The sequence below is a fragment of the Modestobacter sp. VKM Ac-2984 genome (assembly GCF_026967985.1).
GTDB lineage: Bacteria > Actinomycetota > Actinomycetes > Mycobacteriales > Geodermatophilaceae > Modestobacter.
The window spans coordinates 375,830-391,220 of record NZ_JAPVBJ010000001.1 but is presented as its reverse complement, the minus strand read 5'-3'; the positions used below and the strand labels follow the sequence as shown (position 1 = coordinate 391,220).

The window sequence follows — 15,391 nt, the reverse complement described above, 5'->3', positions numbered from 1 at the left end:
CCTGAGTCCAGTAGTGGCTGCCGGGCGCGGCGGTCCCTCCGGGGGCCGCCGCGCCGCTGCGCCAGGGAGCCCCGACGTAGGAACGAGGAGGTGGGACGTGGTCGGACGACGGCTGCGCGGCGAGCGTGGAGCGAGCGCGGTGGAGTTCGCGATGATCGTCCCGCTGCTCATCGTGCTGGTGCTCGGCATCGCCGAGTTCGGGCACGCCTTCTCGGTGCAGGGAACGCTGTCCGCGGCCGCCCGTGAGGGAGCCCGGGCGATGGCCCTGCAGAACGACCAGGCCGCGGCGCGGTCCGCCGTCCGCGGCGCTGCCTCCACGGTGATCCCCGGGATCACCGACGCACAGATCGCCATCACCCCCGCCTCGTGCCCGCTCATCGGCGGAACCAGCAGCAGCACCTACGTGAGCGTGACCATCAGCTACCCCAAGCCCTACCTGACCGGGTTCTTCGGCTCCGGCCTCGACCTGACGGCGAAGGGAGTCATGCGATGCAACGGCTGATCTCCCGGTTCACCCGACGGACGGCGGGCCGGCTCGGCGACGAGCACGGGGCGGCCGCCGTCGTACTCGCGCTGCTGATGGTCCCGATGCTCGGCTTCGCGGCCATCGCCGTAGACGTCGGCGCGTTGTACGCCGAGCGGGCCCGGCTCCAGACCGCCGCCGATGCGGCGGCCTTCGCGGTCGCCCAGGACTGTGCCCGCGGGGCCTGCGGTGACATGGTCGCGACCGCGTCGGCCGTCGTGGCGGCCAACGACGGGGACGCGAGCACCGCTCCGCCGGTGCTCAGCTCCGCCCCGCTCAGCGTCCAGGTCACCGGGACCACCCCGGTGGAGCACTGGTTCGCGCCGGTCATCGGGCATGACGCCACCGCGGTCGAGGCCACGGCCACCGTCGGCTGGGGCAGCCCGGATGCCGGCACGGCGGTGCTGCCGCTGACCTTCTCGTGGTGCGAGTTCGAGCGGCAGACCCACGGCGGGCTCCCGTCGGCGACCACCGTGCACACCATCAACCTGACGAAGTCGACGCCGGACGGCATGTCGTGCACCGGTCCGTCGGGGAACTTCGTGCCCGGCGGATTCGGCTACCTGGACTCCGATCCGGGCACCTGCCGGGCCTCCAGCGCCATCGGGAACCGCTCGTACTCCTCCACGGGCAACACCCCGCCCTCATCGTGCTCCGCTGCCGACGTGACCAGCTGGATCGGCCGGACCATCCTGCTCCCGATCTTCGACGACCACGACGGCACAGGGGACAACGCCTGGTACCACGTCTACGGCTATGCGGCCTTCCGGCTCACCGGCTTCCACTTCGGCGGCCAGTTCTCCACCAGCCCGAAGCCGTGCTCCGGGAACGACCGGTGCGTGAGCGGCTACTTCACCCGCTTCGTCGACCTCTCCGAGGCCTTCAGCTACAGCTCCGACGCGCCCGCGCTCGGCACCAACATCCTCCGACTGATCCGATAGGGGCTCCTGTGAGACGCCGACTGCTGGCCGCCTTCGCGGCCCTGGTCCTCGCCCTCGTCGGCACGGTGGTCCTGGTGGCCTACGTGCGCGGCGCCGACACCCGCGCCCTGGCCGGTGTGCAGACCGTGGAGGTGCTGGTCGTGGACCAGCTCGTCCCCGCAGGGACGGCGGCTCCCGAGCTGGCCGCCCTGGTCCGGCAGGAGCAGGTGCCGGCCAAGGCCGCGGTGGAGGGCCGGGTCACCGACCTCGCCGACCTGGTCGGCCAGGTGGCCACCGTGGACCTGCAGCCGGGGGAGCAGGTGCTCGCCACCCGCTTCGCCCGCCCGGACCAGCTGCAGGTCCCGGGGACGGTCGCCGTCCCGGCCGGCGCGCAGGAGGTCAGCGTGCTGCTCGAGCCCCAGCGGGCCGTGGGCGGCCGGCTCGCCGCCGGTGACACGGTGGGGGTCTTCGTGTCCGTGGGTGACCCGCCCAGCACGCACGTGATCCTGCACGGCGTGCTGGTCAGCCAGGTGCAGGGCGCTCCTGCGCCGGTCGGGGAGGCAGCCGACGTCGAGACCGCGTCCGCCGGGTCCGCGGCGCCGGCGGCCAGCCTGATGGTGACCCTGGCGGTCACCGCCGAGCAGGCCGAGGGCGTCGTCTTCGGCGCCGAGCACGGCACCCTCTGGCTCTCCCTGGAACCCGACGGCGCCGACATCGACGGCACCGAGGTCATCACGCCGGGCAACGTGTACGGAAAGGACTGGTCATGAGCCGCGTCGTGCTCGCCGCGTCCGACGACGAGCTGGCCCGGCGGGTCGCCGCCGCCGCCGACGGCGACGTGCACGTGCTCCCGGCCGGCCGGCTGCCCGGCGACCCGGCGCGACTGTTCGAGCAGCTCACCGACGGCGAGCTGCCGGAGGTGCTGATGATCGGCCCGGGGGCGCCGGCTGTCGAGGTGCTCGGGCTGGCCGCCCGGATGGACGCGCAGTGCCCCGGGATCAGCGTGGTGCTCGTCGCCCGGCAGGAGCCCGAGCTGTGGCAGGCGGCCATGCGGGCCGGCATCCGCGACCTGCTGGACCCCGGCGCCGACGTCGGGGAGATCCGGGCGGCGATCGAGCGGGCCGCGCAGGCCGCGGCCGGCCGGCGGCGTGCGCTGCGCCCGGCCGACGACACCAGCCGTTACACGGGCCGGGTGATCACCGTCGCCTCCCCGAAGGGCGGGGTGGGCAAGACGACGGTTGCGACCAACCTGGCCATCGGGCTGACCGCATCCGCGCCGCAGTCCACGGTGCTGGTCGACCTGGACGTGCAGTTCGGCGACGTCGCCTCGGCGCTCGGTCTGGTGCCCGAGCACACGTTGCCCGACGCCGTCCACGGCCCGGCGAGCCAGGACACCATGGTCCTCAAGACCTTCCTGACCGGCCACCCCAGCGGGCTGTACGCCGTGTGCGGCTCGGACTCCCCGGCGGCCGGTGACACCGTCTCCGCCGCGGACGTCACCGCGCTGCTCACCTCGCTGGCCCGCGAGTTCCGCTATGTCGTGGTCGACACCGCCCCGGGTCTGTCCGAGCAGACGCTCGCCGCCCTGGACCGGGCCACCGACGTCGTGATGCTCAGCAGCATGGACGTGCCGGGGGTGCGCGGCCTGCGCAAGGAGCTCGACGTCCTCCGCGAGCTGTGCATGATCCCGGCCGGCCGGCACGTGGTGATGAACTTCGCCGACCCGAAGGGTGGGCTGTCGGTGCGTGACGTGGAGACGACGATCGGCACCGGTGTGGACGTCGTCCTCCCGCGGTCGTCGGCCGTGCCGGCGTCGACCAACCAGGGCGTCCCCCTGCTGCAGAGCGGCGGCCGGGACCCGATGACCAAGGAGCTGCGCCGACTGGTGGCCCGGTTCGCCGCCACGCCCCTGGTCAGCTCCGGCCGTGTCCGCGCCCGGCACCGGGCGGCGTCCTGATGAACCTTGCCTCCCGCCTGGACGCCGCCCGTGGCTTCGCCGTCGCGCCGGTACCGGCCGCGCCGGTCGCGCCGGTGACGACCGCGCCCGCCGCCGGCTTCACGGGCCCGCCCGTCCCCGACGCCCTGAGCCGGCTCAAGGACCGGGTCGGCAAGGCGCTGTTCGAGCGCATGGGCAGCCGGATGAACGACCCGAGCCTGAGCGAGGACCAGCTCCGCACCATCGTGCTCGGCGAACTCGACGAGGTGGTGGAGGAGGAGAGCGTCCCGCTCAGCAGCGACGAGCGGCAGCGGCTCACCGCCGAGCTGGCCGACGACGTCCTGGGTTACGGCCCGCTGCAGCGGCTCCTCGACGACCCCGCGGTCACCGAGATCATGGTGAACGGCCCGGACTCCATCTACGTCGAGCAGCACGGCCGGCTCAGCCGGACCGCGTCGCGCTTCACCTCCGAGGAGCACCTGCGCCGGGTCATCGACCGGATCGTCTCCCGGGTGGGACGGCGGATCGACGAGTCATCGCCGCTGGTCGACGCGCGGCTGGCCGACGGCTCCCGGGTCAACGCGATCATCCCGCCGCTGGCCTTCAGCGGCTCCACGCTGACCATCCGCAAGTTCTCGAAGGACCCGTTCGGGGTCGAGGACCTCATCGCCTTCGGCACGCTCTCACCGGAGATGGCCGAGCTGCTGAACGCGTGCGTGGAGGCGCGGCTGAACATCATCGTGTCCGGGGGCACGGGCACCGGGAAGACGACGCTGCTCAACGTGCTGTCCTCCTTCATCCCCGAGGGCGAGCGCATCGTCACCATCGAGGACGCCGTCGAGCTGCAGCTGCAACAGGAGCACGTGGTCCGCCTGGAGTCCCGACCGCCCAACATCGAGGGCAAGGGTGCGATCACCATCCGCGACCTGGTGCGCAACTCGCTCCGCATGCGACCCGACCGCATCGTGGTGGGGGAGTGCCGCGGCGGTGAGTCGCTGGACATGCTCCAGGCGATGAACACCGGTCACGACGGCTCACTGTCCACCGTGCACGCCAACACGCCGCGCGACGCGATCGCCCGGCTGGAGACCCTCGTCCTGATGGCCGGGATGGACCTGCCGCTGCGGGCCATCCGCGAGCAGATCGCCTCCGCCGTCGATGTCGTCGTGCAGATCACCCGACTGCGGGACGGCAGCCGGCGGGTCACCCACGTCACCGAGGTCCAGGGCATGGAGGGGGAGACGGTCACCCTGCAGGACGCCTTCCTCTTCGACTACTCCGCGGGCGTCGACGCACAGGGGAAGTTCCTGGGCAAGCCGGTGCCCACCGGGGTCCGCCCGCGGTTCACCGACAAGTTCGACGACCTCGGGATCACGCTCTCCCCGCGGGTCTTCGGCGCTCCGGACGTCCCCCGCCAGCGGAGCTGGTCCTGATGACCTCGGCGTTCCTCGTCCTGGGGGTGTCGGCTGTGCTGGCCGCGCTCCTCCTGACGGCTCTCGTTGTCCTGCCTGCGGGCCCCGCCCAGGTGCCGCTCAGCCGGCTGGACCCGGCCACCGCGCCGCCGTCCTCCACACTCGCCGGTGCCGGGGCGGCCGCCGGTGCGGCGGTGGGCAGGGTGCTGGAGAAGCGGGGCCGGGCCGCCGCGGGCACCGCCGCGCTGGAGCGGGCAGGGATTGCGACGGCGCTGCCGGACTTCGTCCTGCTGGTCGGCGTGGCCACGCTCGGCCTGGGTGCCACCGGCGCGCTGCTGGGCGGGCCGGTGCTCGGCGCCCTCGCCACCCTTGCCGGGCCGCTGGGCGCCAGGCTGCTGCTGAAGGTCAGGGCCGCACGACGGCGGGCTGCGTTCGCCGACCAGCTCGACGACTCCCTGCAGTTGATGGCCAGCAGCCTGCGGGCCGGGCACAGCCTGCTCCGGTCGGTCGACTCGGTGTCCCACGAGGCCGAGGCGCCGACGTCGGAGGAGTTCGCCCGGATCCTCAACGAGACCCGGGTGGGACGCGACCTCAGCGACGCCCTCGACGAGGTCGCCGCGCGGATGGGCAGCGACGACTTCGTCTGGGTCGCGCAGGCCATCGCCATCCACCGGGAAGTGGGCGGGAACCTCGCGGAGGTGCTGGACGCGGTGGGCCACACCATCCGGGAGCGCAACGCGATCCGCCGTCAGGTCAAGGCGCTGTCCGCGGAGGGGAAGCTGTCGGCGACCGTGCTGATGGCGCTGCCGTTCGGCATCGTCGCGTTCCTCTCGGTGACCAACCCGTCGTACCTGGCCAAGTTCACCCAGAGCCTCGCCGGCTACGCCATGCTCGCGGTGGCCGCGGTGATGATGGCCGTCGGCGGGTTCTGGCTCAAGAAGACCGTGGCGATCAGGTTCTGATCATGGACCTTCCCCTCGTCGTGCTGATGGCCGCCGTCGCACTGGCCCTCGCGCTGCCGGTGCTCGGCTGGGCCACCCTCAGCGGTCCCGCGCCGGCCGCCGTCCAGGCACGGGAGAACCTCACCCGCGGTCTGGACCTGAGCTCTGCCTCCGCGGCCCGGTCCGGGTCCCGGGCGGGGGCCGGCCTGGTCCGGGCGCTGACGCCGCGCGGCACCGTCGCCCGGCTCAACCGGCTGGCCGGCACCGCCGGCCGCCCGGCGGCCTGGCCGCTGCCCAGGCTCATCGCGGCGAAGCTGGTGCTTGCCGCCGTTGCCGCAGGGCTGGGGCTCGTGGTCGTCTCCGGTCGCCCTGGACTCCTGCCCGGTCTCCTCGCCGTGGCGGTGACCGGCGTGGCCTACTTCGTACCGGAGTTGCTGCTGTACAGCCGCGGGCAGGAGCGGCAGCAGGCCATCAGCCTGGAGCTGGCCGACACGCTGGACCAGATGACCATCGCCGTGGAGGCGGGGCTGGGCTTCGAGTCGGCGATGGCCCGGGCCGGGAAGAACGGCACCGGCCCGCTCGCCGAGGAGTTGGTGCGCACCCTCCAGGACATCGCGGTCGGCCAGCCGCGCCGGGAGGCCTACCTCGCTCTCGCCGAGCGCACCGCCGTTCCGGACCTGCGTCGGTTCATCCGCGCGGTGGTCCAGGCCGACCAGTACGGGGTCTCGATCGCCGACGTGCTGCGCACCCAGGCCCAGGAGATGCGCCTCAAGCGCCGCCAGCGGGCCGAGGAGAAGGCGATGCAGATCCCGGTGAAGGTCATCTTCCCGCTGATCCTCTGCATCCTGCCGACGCTGTTCATCGTGCTGCTCGGGCCTGCGGTGATGGACATCGTCGCCGCTTTCAGCGGCTGAGCCGGCCGCCGCCTCGGCGTGCGGTGGCCGGCTCGTCCCCGATCGCCGGATCAGCCGGTGGAGCGGGGCTGGGCCGGGTTGGTCGGGTCGCCCTGCGAGGGCGGGTTGACCGGCGGCCCGGTGGTCGCCTCGGACACCGGCGATCCAGCGGACGGCGCCGGGGCCTGCTCGGGCTGGACGGCGCCCGGGTCACCCCCGGAGGGCTGGTCGCCGGACTGCAGCTCGCTGAGCCGGTGGTTCATCGCGGAGACGACCTGCACGCGGTTGGCGTGCGACTTCTCGTAGGCCAGCACGGCCTGCAGGCCGTCGACGTCCAGGGTGCGGATGCGTGAGGTGAGGCTCCCCACGGGCAGGTGGTCGTAGTCGGGCAACGGGAGGCTGTCGCGCTCGGACATCCCGGCTCCTTCCTGTTGTGCTTCTCGGCCCTCCTGCAGGGGCCCGCCGCGAGCTGGCGAGTGGTGGGGGGCAGGAGGGTCCTTCTGCTACCCGGGCGGCGCGGACTGACACACCGGGTGTGAGACGGCCGGACCGGTGGGTAGGCCGCGACGACGCACTGATCGGGGCCCAGAGCCGGCCCCGTCCGCACACGTCGACCACATCGAAGGAGCCCCCGTCCCATGGACGTGACCTTCCTGGAGCAGGTGTTCAGCGCACCCGGCCCGTACGCCACGGTCTGCGCTGACGTCACCCACACCACCGAGAACGCCGACGCCGAGGTCGAGCTGCGGGTCCGCGCGATCTGCGAGGAGCTGGCCGCAACGGGCGCGCCCGAGGGGGTGGTCGAGTCGGTGCGCAGCCAGCTGCTGCAGGCCAACGAGGGGGGTGAGATCGCCACCCTGCGCGGCCGCGCCCTGGTCGTCGCCGCCGACGGCTCGGTCGTCCTCGACGAGGCACTGGCCGACGTGCCGCGCGACCCGATCGCCCGCTGGTCGCCCTACCCGGACCTGCTGCCGGTGCTGCGCCAGCTCGCCGGGCGGGTGCCGCACGTGGTGGTCGTCGCCGACCGCGTCGGCGCCGACGTCTCGGTGGCCACCGTCCCCGGCCGCCCCACCGACGAGCAGACCGTCGAGGGCGACACCTTCCACATGCGCAAGGTGAAGGTCGGCGGCTGGGCCCACAACACCTACATGCACACCGCGGAGAACCAGTGGGAGGAGAACGCCGGCCAGGTGGCCGACCACCTCCACCAGCTGGTCGTCCAGAGCGGAGCCAAGTTCGTGCTGGTCGCCGGTGACGTCCGGGCCCGCCAGCTGCTCGCCGACAAGGCCAGCAAGGAGGTCGGCGACGTCCTGGTCTCGATGGAGGAGGGCGGCCGGGCAGCCGGGGCCGACCGGGCGCCGGTCGAGCTGCGGGCGCTGGAGCTCGTCGCCGAGCACGAGGCGCACGGGCAGGCGCAGGCCGTCGAGCAGGTCCAGGCGGCCTCTGCGCACGGCTTGGCCGTCACCGGCACCGCGCTGGTCGTCGAGGCCCTGCGTAAGGCCCAGGTCGAGACGCTGGTCCTCGCCGACCAGGTCGACGACGAGCAGCTGCTCATCGGCCCCGACCCGTTGCAGATCGGCGTGGACGAGTCGGACATGACCGCCCTCGGGGTCACCGACGCCGAGCGCGTCCCGGTCGACCAGGCGCTGCTGCGCGCCGCTGTCGGCAGTGACGCAGCAGTGGTCGTGGTGCCGCGGACGGCGATGCCCGGTGACATCCCGGTGGCCGCCGTCCTGCGGTACACCGACGCGTCCACCTCCAGCTGACCTCCGGCCTCGCGCCCCGCTCGGCCGATCGACACGAGGAGCACCCCATGACCGATCCGCACCAGCCCGGCACCGCACCCGGCACCGACCCGGCCGACGTGGAGCACCGGGCCGCCATCGCCGAGGCCCTCGGCAAGGAGGTCTGGCCGGCCGACAGGGACGCCCTGCTGGCCAGGGCCCGGGAGTCCAACGCCCCCGACCGGGTGCTCAGCTCCCTGGAGCGGCTGCCGGCCGGCACCGAGTTCGCCAACGTCCAGGAGGTCTCCCAGGCGCTGGGCATCGGCACGGAACAGCACCGCTTCTGAGCGCTCCGGTGTAGCGCCTCGGGGGAGCGGGGTAGGGGCGTCCCATGCCCTCCATGAAGGACCCGTCCCCCGAGGCGATCGCCAACGTCACCGAGCACAACGTCGAGACCCGGGCGCAGTTGCTGCCCGAGGAGCAGGCCGTCGAGGGCGACACCGACCCCACCAACGAGGGCCTGGACCCCAAGGTGCAGGCCGCGGTCATCCTCGCCGAGTCGGAGGAGCGCACCGTGCACGCCGACCCCGACGACGCCCAGGGCGGGCACCGGCAGTCCGCAGAGACCGCCGACCAGCCCTGAACCCTGCGCCGCTCAGCCCCCGGGGCGGGGCGGCGCGGTGCTCTCCCGGACGACGAGCCGGGTCGACAGCTCCAGCCGCGGGGTCTCCAGGCGCTCACCCCGTACCAGCCGCAGCACGGTGCGGGCCGCCAGCGACCCCATCTCCGACAGCGGCTGGTGCACGGTCGTCAGCGGCGGTGAGGACCACTGGGCGCCCGGCAGGTCGTCGAAGCCGATCACGCTGACGTCCTCGGGCACCCGCAGGGCGGCACGGCGGACGGCTTCGAAGACCCCGAAGGCCATCTGGTCGTTGGCGGCCACGATGGCGGTCGGCGGCTCGGGCAGTCGCAGCAGCTCCGTGGCCGCGCGGAAGCCGGCCTCGTGACTGAAGTCGCCGCCGACCTGCAGGTCGGGGTCGACGGTGAGCCCGGCGGCCTCCATCGCGGCCCGGTGCCCGTCCTGGCGAGCCCGGCTGCACAGCAGGGTCGGTGTTCCGGTCACGACGCCGATCCGGCGGTGGCCCAGCCCGATCAGGTGCTCGGTGGCGGTCAGCCCGCCGGCCCAGTTGGTGGCACCGATCGTCGGCACGTCCAGTTCGGGGACACCGGCCGGGTCGATCACCACGGCCGGGACGTGCAGCCGGCGCAGCTCCGCGTGCAGCGCCGGGTCGACGTCGCTGGTCACCAGGATCGCGCCGTCGCTGTTGCGCCCGGCGAGGTTGTCCAGCCACGAGCGGGTGTCGCTGGCCCGCCGGTGGATCGCGGTGACGACGGTGCCCACGCCCTCGGCGTGGGCGGCGTCCTCGACGCCGCGGATGATCTCCACGGCCCACGGGCTGTCGAGGTCGTTGAAGACCAGGTCGATCAGCCGGGCAGCGGTGGTGGGCCGGCCCCCGCGACGCCGGTAGCCGTGGTCGCGCAGCAGCCGCTCGACCCGTTCCCGGGTGTGCGGTGCGACGTCGGACCGGCCGTTGAGGACGCGTGACACCGTCGGCACCGACACCCCCGCCTCGGCCGCGATGGCCGCGATGGTGACCGTGCGGGTCTCGGACACGTGCCCCTCCTCGTCGTCGGAGGGCTCACCCTACGGCGCTCCGGCGCGCCCATCGGAGGTCGCCGGGACACGCCGGGGACCTGTTGTCAGCGCACGCGTTCGTTCGTAACGTGCCGCACAGCACTTCCGGAAACTCCCGATATGGCGATGACGCCGACGAGAGGTTGCACCATGGGCTCCCAGCTGTCCCTGTCCCGAAGGTTCGTCCGGTGCGCAGTGGGGGTGGGCGTGCTGCCCGTCCTCCTCGGCGCCACCCTCGCCCCGGCAGCAGCCGGGGAACGCGGCCGGGTCCCTGACCAGGCCGCGGAGCAGCGCGTCCACAAGGCCGTGGAGCAGCGCGTCCACAAGGCCCTCGACCGGTACGGCCTGCGCGACGTGGCGCCGGCCGACCTGGAGATCGGCACCGCCGTCGCCGGGGGCGGGCACCACCTCGAGCAGGACTACCCCGATCCCTTCACCTACGACGAGCAGTACCGCGAGGCGCTGGCGCGTGAGTTCAGCTCGCTGTCGCCGGAGAACCAGATGAAGTGGGAGTTCATCCACCCGGAGCAGGGTCGGTACAACTTCGAGCCCATGGACGCGATCGTCGAGTTCGCCCAGGAGCACGGGCAGGAGGTGCGCGGCCACACCCTGCTGTGGCACAGCCAGAACCCGGCGTGGCTGGCCGAGGGGGACTTCACCCCCGAGGAGCTGCGCGCGATCCTCAAGGACCACATCCAGACCGTGGTCGGCCGGTACGCCGGCAAGATCTCGCAGTGGGACGTCGCCAACGAGGTCTTCACCGACGGGGAGAACCCCACCTTCCGCCCGGAGAACATCTGGATCAGCGAGCTCGGCCCGGGCATCATCGCCGACGCCTTCCGCTGGGCGCACGAGGCCGACCCGACGGCGGACCTGTTCCTCAACGACTACGCGGTCGACGACATCGGGCCCAAGAGCGACGCCTACTACGCCCTCGCCCAGGAGCTCCTCGCCCAGGGCGTGCCGCTGCACGGCTTCGCCACCCAGGCGCACCTGAGCTTCGAGTACCCGTTCCCGGCGACGCTCGAGGAGAACCTGCAGCGCTTCGACGACCTCGGCCTGGAGACGGCGATCACCGAGCTCGACGTCCGCATGCCGCTCGGGGAGGACGGCCGGCCCACGGCGGAGCAGCTGGAGCAGCAGGCCGACTGGTACCGCTGGGCGCTGGAGGCCTGCCTCGGCGTCGAGGACTGCAACTCCTTCACCATCTGGGGCTTCAACGACAAGTACTCCTGGGTGCCGGTCTTCTTCGAGGGCACCGGCGCAGCCAACGTGATGTTCGAGGACTACACGCGCAAGCCCGCCTACTGGGCGCTCGCCGTGACCCTCGCCAAGGCCCGCTGGCTGGGCATCCGCTGACCGGCGGGATCGCCTGACCCCGTGGGGAGCCCGGTGACTGGCCGGGCTCCCCACCGGGTAGCCGTTCGGCGTCAACGTCCCGACGACCGAGGAGAACGGCCGTGCCGAAGACCACGAAGAGCGGCGACGCGAAGCAGAGCGAGATCCCCAGCACCCTGCAGCGCTCGGACGAGAAGGCGCAGCGGACCTTCGCCAAGGCGCACGACTCCGCCGCCGAGGAGTACGACGACGCGCAGCGGGCCAACCAGGTGGCCTGGAGCGCGGTGAAGCACACGCACGAGAAGGTGGGCGACCACTGGGAGCCCAAGGACCACAAGGGGCCGAGTGACCCCCAGGCCGAGGGTGGCCGGGACACCGATCGGGAGACCAAGGGCGGCGTGGACGCGAACGCCTCCAAGTCCCACCTCTACGACGTCGCCAAGGAGCTGGACGTCGAGGGCCGGTCGAAGATGGACAAGGACGAACTGGTCGACGCCATCCAGAAGGCCAATGACCAGAAGACCGCCGAGGCGCGCAAGGAGTGACCCGGCGACACTGACCGGGTGCAGAGGGAGGAGATCAGGGCCCGCTACGAGCGGGCCAGCCAGTGGCCGCTGATCGTCATCGCGGTGCTGTTCGTCGTCGCCTACGCCTGGCGCGTGCTGCAACCGGACGTCCCCGGGTGGGTGCGGACGGCGCTGCTGGTGGTGACCGTGGCGGTCTGGCCGGTGTTCCTGGTCGACTACGTGGTCCGGCTGGTGCTGGCCGAACGCCGGTGGCACTTCGTCCGGCGGAACTGGGTCGACGGCCTGGCCGTGCTGCTGCCGCTGCTGCGCCCGCTGCGGATCATCAGCCTCGTCCGGGTCGCCCGGGTGCTCGACCGCCGGCTCACCGTCTCGCTGCACGGCCGGGTCGCCTACTACGTCACCTCGATCTCGGCCCTCGTCGTCTTCATGGCCTCGCTGGCCGTCTACGACGCCGAACGGGACGCCCCCGACGCGGTCATCACCGACTACGGGGACGCCGTCTGGTGGGGGCTCACCACGATCACCACCGTCGGCTACGGCGACGAGTACCCGGTCACCGGTGAGGGGCGGCTGGTCGCGGCCCTGCTGATGGTCGGCGGCATCGCACTGCTCGGGGTGGTGACCGCGGCGGTGGCCTCCTGGTTCGTCGGCCGGGTCGCCGACGCGGCCCAGGTCCAGGACGAGGCGGACGGCGCCGTCCTGCGCGCGCAGCTGGCCGACCTGACCGAGGAGGTCCGCCGGCTGCGCGCGGACCTGGCCGGGCAGCCGGCCGGCGACCTCAGGCCGACGGGATCAGGATCAGCTCCGTCTGCCGCTCGTCCAGGTACTCCACCCCGGCAGCGGTGAGCGCGATGCCCTGCTCCAGCGCCATCCGCACCAGCTGGCCGCCCCACTCCGCGACCGGCACCCGCACGCACAGCTCGAGGGCGTAGACGGTGTCCGGGTGCACCGGTGCGGAGCCGGCACCGGGGACGCCGTCCTGCTGGTCCCACATCCCGATCGCCGGGCCGGCCCCGTGGCCGTGCACCCCGACCGGGTGGGAGTAGACGTCGCCGTCGATGCCCGCCGCGGCCGCTGCGGAGCGGGCGGCGGCGAGCACCTCGTCGCCGGTCCGGCCCGGTCGCAGCGCCGCGGTCGTCAGGTCCTGCATCCGGTTGCCGACGGCCAGTGCGGAGACCAGCCCGGCCGGGGCGGTGTCCTCCCCGGGGCGGAGCACGTAGGCGTTGCGCTGGGTGTCGGTCATCAGGCCCAGGCTGGAGAGCCCGACGTCGCAGTGCAGCAGGTCGCCGGGCTCGATGACCGCGTCGTAGGGGACGCCGGGCAGCACGGTGCCGCGCTCGTCGGTGAGCGGGCTGCCGGCCCGCTGCAGGCCCACCGTCGGCTGGAACCAGGCGTCCACCCCCAGGTCGGCGAAGCGCTGCCGGATCCACCAGGCCACGTCGAGCGCCGTCGTCTCGCCCACGGAGACCACGGCCGGTGAGAACGCCTCGGCGATGACCTCGTGGGCCAACCGGTTCAGCCCGTGCAGCGCGGCGATCTCCTCGGGCAGCCGGGTCTCCAGCCAGCCGACCGCCAGCTGCTCGGCCGACACCAGCTCCTCCGCGTGTGGGCCCAGTGCCCGCACCAGCAGGTCGTGCTCGGTGTGCGCCAGGCCGTCGGCGTGGGCGAAGGTGGCCGAGACGTCGACCCCGATCCTGCGCGGCGCGGCCTGGTCGACGAAGCGGCGGACGGCGGCCCACTGCGACTCCTCCGCCGACAGCCCGGGCTGTTCGTCGGCGTCCCAGGAGCCGAGGAACTGGCCGACCGGGTACCGGGAGACCGCCGCAGCCGTGACGCCGTCGTCGCTGCGGTGGAACAGCAGGATGGTCCGCCGCCGGGCCGACAGCCAGGTCGCCGGCAGCAGCGTCGGCAGCACCGGGTCCTCGTTGTACTCACGGCCGATGACCACCCACACGTCGATCTCCGCGCGGTCCATCAGCCCGGGCAGCACGTCGAGCAGGCGCTGGGTCAGCCAGCGGTCCCGGACGTCGGCCTGCTCGCGCAGGGGCAGCGGCACGGTGCGGGCGGGGTCGGGGGCCACCCGGTCGGCGGTCGCGGTCATGCAGGCAGGAAAGCAGACCGCCGTCCGGGCCGCCCGGGGACGTCGGCGGTGCCCGTCCGGGTCAGGCCGTCGCGCCGCCGGCCGGACTCCGCCGCGAGCCCCCGGTCACCTCGGGGTGCAGGTCGAGGGTGCTGCCGGCCACGACCACCCGGTCCCGTCCGCCCTGCTTGGCCTCGTACATCGCCGCGTCGGCCCGGTCGACCAGTCGCCACAGGGCATCGGTGGGGTCCTCGCCGTCGACCGGCCCGGCCAGCGCGACCCCGATCGAGACGGTCACCGCCCGCTGCTGGGCGCGTCCGCTGTCCACGACGGCCAGCCGGAGCCGCTGGGCCAGCCGCCAGGCCTCGTCGGGGTCGGACACCAGCCCCAGGACGACGAGCTCCTCGCCGCCGGTGCGCGCCAGCACGTCCGCGGGGCGCACGCTGGCGGCCAGTGCCCGGGACACCGCACGGAGCACGGCGTCCCCGACCGCGTGGCCGTAGGTGTCGTTGAGCCGCTTGAAGTGGTCCAGGTCCAGCACCAGGGCCGCCACCCGCTGGCCGTCGCGCCGGGCCTGCCGCCAGATCCGCGGTGCCTGCTCGACCAGCGACCGCCGGTTCGCCAGGCCGGTCAGCGGGTCGGTCGAGGAGAGCGCCTGGGTCGCCGCCAGCAGCCGCTCCACCCGGCGGCGCAGCACGAAGACCCCGACCGTGGCGGCGTTGAGCAACCCGGCGCTGGCGGCCACGGCCACGACGAGCGCAGCGGTGCCCGGATAGCTGTCGGCCAGGGCGGTCCAGCAGGCCACGACCACGGCGACCATGTGCACCGCCAGCGCCCGGACACCCAGGAACCAGGCGGCGACGAGGCAGGTGAACAACAGCATCAGGGGAGGGGCGTAGCGCAGCGGGTCGCCGGTCGCCCAGGCGAGCACCACGTAGACCAGGTCCCCGAACAGCACCAGGGCGACGGTCACCGCCTCGCCGGCCCGTCGACGCACGCTCAGCGAGGCGGCGATCAGGAGGCAGGCGCCCAGCGTGACGGCGTAGACGGGACGGCTGACGCCGTCCCGTACCGCGCCGTCGACGAACAGGTTGATCGAGCCCAGGACCGTGAGCACGCCGAGCAGCGCCGCCAGGGCCCAGGCCACCAGGGCGTTCTCCGGACCCCATCCCGTGCGCAGTGGATCGCGCACCGGGCGGGTGGGCTCCCCGCCGCCGCGCGTACCGGGCGTGTGGGCCCCCGTCATGGCCAGCAGCATGCCGCAGGAGCGCGCCCAGCAGAACCGGGTGGGGCGCGGCATTTCCGGAACCCGTTCTGTTGCCAGGAGCAACCGTCGGTCGGGGGCGGGGACGACCGTCGGGTGCGAGGCTGGGCACCCGAGCTGGACACCACCGGCTGGAC

At 73.4% G+C, this 15,391-nt stretch carries 17 protein-coding genes; 13 read left to right on the top strand and 4 right to left on the bottom strand.

Annotated features, from left to right (window positions below; genetic code table 11):
• The first annotated feature begins 97 nt into the window (after positions 1 to 97).
• The 7 genes from O2W16_RS01865 to O2W16_RS01835 are packed head-to-tail and all read left to right on the top strand — an operon-like array spanning position 98 to position 6,646.
• The gene (locus O2W16_RS01865; protein ID WP_269157099.1) at positions 98 to 502 is read left to right on the top strand and encodes a TadE/TadG family type IV pilus assembly protein; all 405 of its coding nucleotides are present in this window, start codon (positions 98 to 100) and stop codon (positions 500 to 502) included.
• Complete coding sequence (locus O2W16_RS01860) at positions 490 to 1,464, top strand: Tad domain-containing protein (protein WP_269157098.1); 975 nt, start codon at positions 490 to 492, stop codon at positions 1,462 to 1,464. The genes O2W16_RS01865 and O2W16_RS01860 overlap by 13 nt, the downstream gene beginning before the upstream one ends.
• An 8-nt stretch (positions 1,465 to 1,472) precedes the next feature.
• Positions 1,473 to 2,213 carry a Flp pilus assembly protein CpaB gene (cpaB, locus tag O2W16_RS01855; RefSeq protein ID WP_269157097.1) on the top strand — a complete coding sequence of 247 codons (741 nt, stop codon included), beginning with the start codon at positions 1,473 to 1,475 and terminating at the stop codon, positions 2,211 to 2,213.
• Positions 2,210 to 3,400 carry an AAA family ATPase gene (locus O2W16_RS01850; RefSeq protein WP_269157096.1) on the top strand — a complete coding sequence of 397 codons (1,191 nt, stop codon included), beginning with the start codon at positions 2,210 to 2,212 and terminating at the stop codon, positions 3,398 to 3,400. Before cpaB ends, O2W16_RS01850 begins: the two co-directional genes overlap by 4 nt.
• Positions 3,400 to 4,812 carry a CpaF family protein gene (locus O2W16_RS01845; RefSeq protein ID WP_269157095.1) on the top strand — a complete coding sequence of 471 codons (1,413 nt, stop codon included), beginning with the start codon at positions 3,400 to 3,402 and terminating at the stop codon, positions 4,810 to 4,812. The genes O2W16_RS01850 and O2W16_RS01845 overlap by 1 nt, the downstream gene beginning before the upstream one ends.
• Complete coding sequence (locus O2W16_RS01840; RefSeq protein ID WP_269157094.1) at positions 4,812 to 5,753, top strand: type II secretion system F family protein; 942 nt, start codon at positions 4,812 to 4,814, stop codon at positions 5,751 to 5,753. The genes O2W16_RS01845 and O2W16_RS01840 overlap by 1 nt, the downstream gene beginning before the upstream one ends.
• A 2-nt stretch (positions 5,754 to 5,755) precedes the next feature.
• Complete coding sequence (locus tag O2W16_RS01835) at positions 5,756 to 6,646, top strand: type II secretion system F family protein (RefSeq protein WP_269157093.1); 891 nt, start codon at positions 5,756 to 5,758, stop codon at positions 6,644 to 6,646.
• A 50-nt stretch (positions 6,647 to 6,696) separates the two neighbouring features.
• Here the strand turns inward: O2W16_RS01835 and O2W16_RS01830 are convergent, their stop codons facing one another.
• Positions 6,697 to 7,041: a hypothetical protein gene (locus O2W16_RS01830; protein WP_269157092.1), complete on the bottom strand. Its 345-nt coding sequence runs from the start codon at positions 7,039 to 7,041 to the stop codon at positions 6,697 to 6,699.
• A 222-nt stretch (positions 7,042 to 7,263) separates the two neighbouring features.
• Between O2W16_RS01830 and O2W16_RS01825 the strand changes: the two genes are divergently transcribed.
• Genes O2W16_RS01825 through O2W16_RS01815 form a run of 3 tightly spaced genes read left to right on the top strand, consistent with a single transcriptional unit; the run spans position 7,264 to position 8,992 of the window.
• Positions 7,264 to 8,391 carry a baeRF2 domain-containing protein gene (locus tag O2W16_RS01825; RefSeq protein WP_269157091.1) on the top strand — a complete coding sequence of 376 codons (1,128 nt, stop codon included), beginning with the start codon at positions 7,264 to 7,266 and terminating at the stop codon, positions 8,389 to 8,391.
• A 47-nt stretch (positions 8,392 to 8,438) separates the two neighbouring features.
• Entirely contained in the window at positions 8,439 to 8,696 is a 258-nt protein-coding gene (locus O2W16_RS01820) for a DUF2795 domain-containing protein (RefSeq protein ID WP_269157090.1), read from the top strand.
• Positions 8,697 to 8,749: 53 nt separating this feature from the next.
• Positions 8,750 to 8,992 carry a hypothetical protein gene (locus O2W16_RS01815; protein WP_269157089.1) on the top strand — a complete coding sequence of 81 codons (243 nt, stop codon included), beginning with the start codon at positions 8,750 to 8,752 and terminating at the stop codon, positions 8,990 to 8,992.
• 12 nt (positions 8,993 to 9,004) lie between these two features.
• On the opposite strand, the gene O2W16_RS01810 is transcribed toward O2W16_RS01815, so the two are convergent.
• Positions 9,005 to 10,024: a LacI family DNA-binding transcriptional regulator gene (locus O2W16_RS01810; RefSeq protein ID WP_269157088.1), complete on the bottom strand. Its 1,020-nt coding sequence runs from the start codon at positions 10,022 to 10,024 to the stop codon at positions 9,005 to 9,007.
• A 228-nt stretch (positions 10,025 to 10,252) separates the two neighbouring features.
• On the opposite strand from O2W16_RS01810, the gene O2W16_RS01805 reads away from it, so the two are divergent.
• The 3 genes from O2W16_RS01805 (at position 10,253) to O2W16_RS01795 (ending at position 12,756) form a co-directional block, all read left to right on the top strand.
• The gene (locus O2W16_RS01805) at positions 10,253 to 11,404 is read left to right on the top strand and encodes an endo-1,4-beta-xylanase (RefSeq protein ID WP_269157087.1); all 1,152 of its coding nucleotides are present in this window, start codon (positions 10,253 to 10,255) and stop codon (positions 11,402 to 11,404) included.
• A 101-nt stretch (positions 11,405 to 11,505) separates the two neighbouring features.
• Positions 11,506 to 11,928, top strand: coding sequence for a ChaB family protein (locus tag O2W16_RS01800; RefSeq protein ID WP_269157086.1), 423 nt, complete (start codon positions 11,506 to 11,508; stop codon positions 11,926 to 11,928).
• 18 nt (positions 11,929 to 11,946) lie between these two features.
• Entirely contained in the window at positions 11,947 to 12,756 is an 810-nt protein-coding gene (locus tag O2W16_RS01795; RefSeq protein WP_269157085.1) for a potassium channel family protein, read from the top strand.
• On the opposite strand, the gene O2W16_RS01790 is transcribed toward O2W16_RS01795, so the two are convergent.
• Positions 12,689 to 14,011, bottom strand: a complete 1,323-nt coding sequence (locus O2W16_RS01790; RefSeq protein WP_269157084.1) for a M24 family metallopeptidase — start codon at positions 14,009 to 14,011, stop codon at positions 12,689 to 12,691. The two genes, O2W16_RS01795 and O2W16_RS01790, sit on opposite strands and share 68 nt — an antisense overlap.
• A 61-nt stretch (positions 14,012 to 14,072) precedes the next feature.
• On the bottom strand, positions 14,073 to 15,236 hold the full coding sequence (locus O2W16_RS01785; RefSeq protein ID WP_269157083.1) for a GGDEF domain-containing protein: 1,164 nt from the start codon (positions 15,234 to 15,236) through the stop codon (positions 14,073 to 14,075).
• Positions 15,237 to 15,391 lie beyond the last annotated feature (155 nt).

Bases quoted from the DNA above. Each gene is read 5' to 3' on its own strand.
- O2W16_RS01825 (WP_269157091.1), top strand. From the start codon at position 7,264: ATGGACGTGACCTTCCTGGAGCAGGTGTTCAGCGCACCCGGCCCGTAC.
- O2W16_RS01820 (WP_269157090.1), top strand. From the start codon at position 8,439: ATGACCGATCCGCACCAGCCCGGCACCGCACCCGGCACCGACCCGGCC.
- O2W16_RS01790 (WP_269157084.1), bottom strand. From the start codon at position 14,011: ATGACCGCGACCGCCGACCGGGTGGCCCCCGACCCCGCCCGCACCGTG.
- O2W16_RS01850 (WP_269157096.1), top strand. From the start codon at position 2,210: ATGAGCCGCGTCGTGCTCGCCGCGTCCGACGACGAGCTGGCCCGGCGG.
- O2W16_RS01830 (WP_269157092.1), bottom strand. From the start codon at position 7,041: ATGTCCGAGCGCGACAGCCTCCCGTTGCCCGACTACGACCACCTGCCC.
- O2W16_RS01815 (WP_269157089.1), top strand. From the start codon at position 8,750: ATGAAGGACCCGTCCCCCGAGGCGATCGCCAACGTCACCGAGCACAAC.
- O2W16_RS01785 (WP_269157083.1), bottom strand. From the start codon at position 15,236: ATGACGGGGGCCCACACGCCCGGTACGCGCGGCGGCGGGGAGCCCACC.
- O2W16_RS01835 (WP_269157093.1), top strand. From the start codon at position 5,756: ATGGACCTTCCCCTCGTCGTGCTGATGGCCGCCGTCGCACTGGCCCTC.
- O2W16_RS01840 (WP_269157094.1), top strand. From the start codon at position 4,812: ATGACCTCGGCGTTCCTCGTCCTGGGGGTGTCGGCTGTGCTGGCCGCG.
- O2W16_RS01845 (WP_269157095.1), top strand. From the start codon at position 3,400: ATGAACCTTGCCTCCCGCCTGGACGCCGCCCGTGGCTTCGCCGTCGCG.
- O2W16_RS01860 (WP_269157098.1), top strand. From the start codon at position 490: ATGCAACGGCTGATCTCCCGGTTCACCCGACGGACGGCGGGCCGGCTC.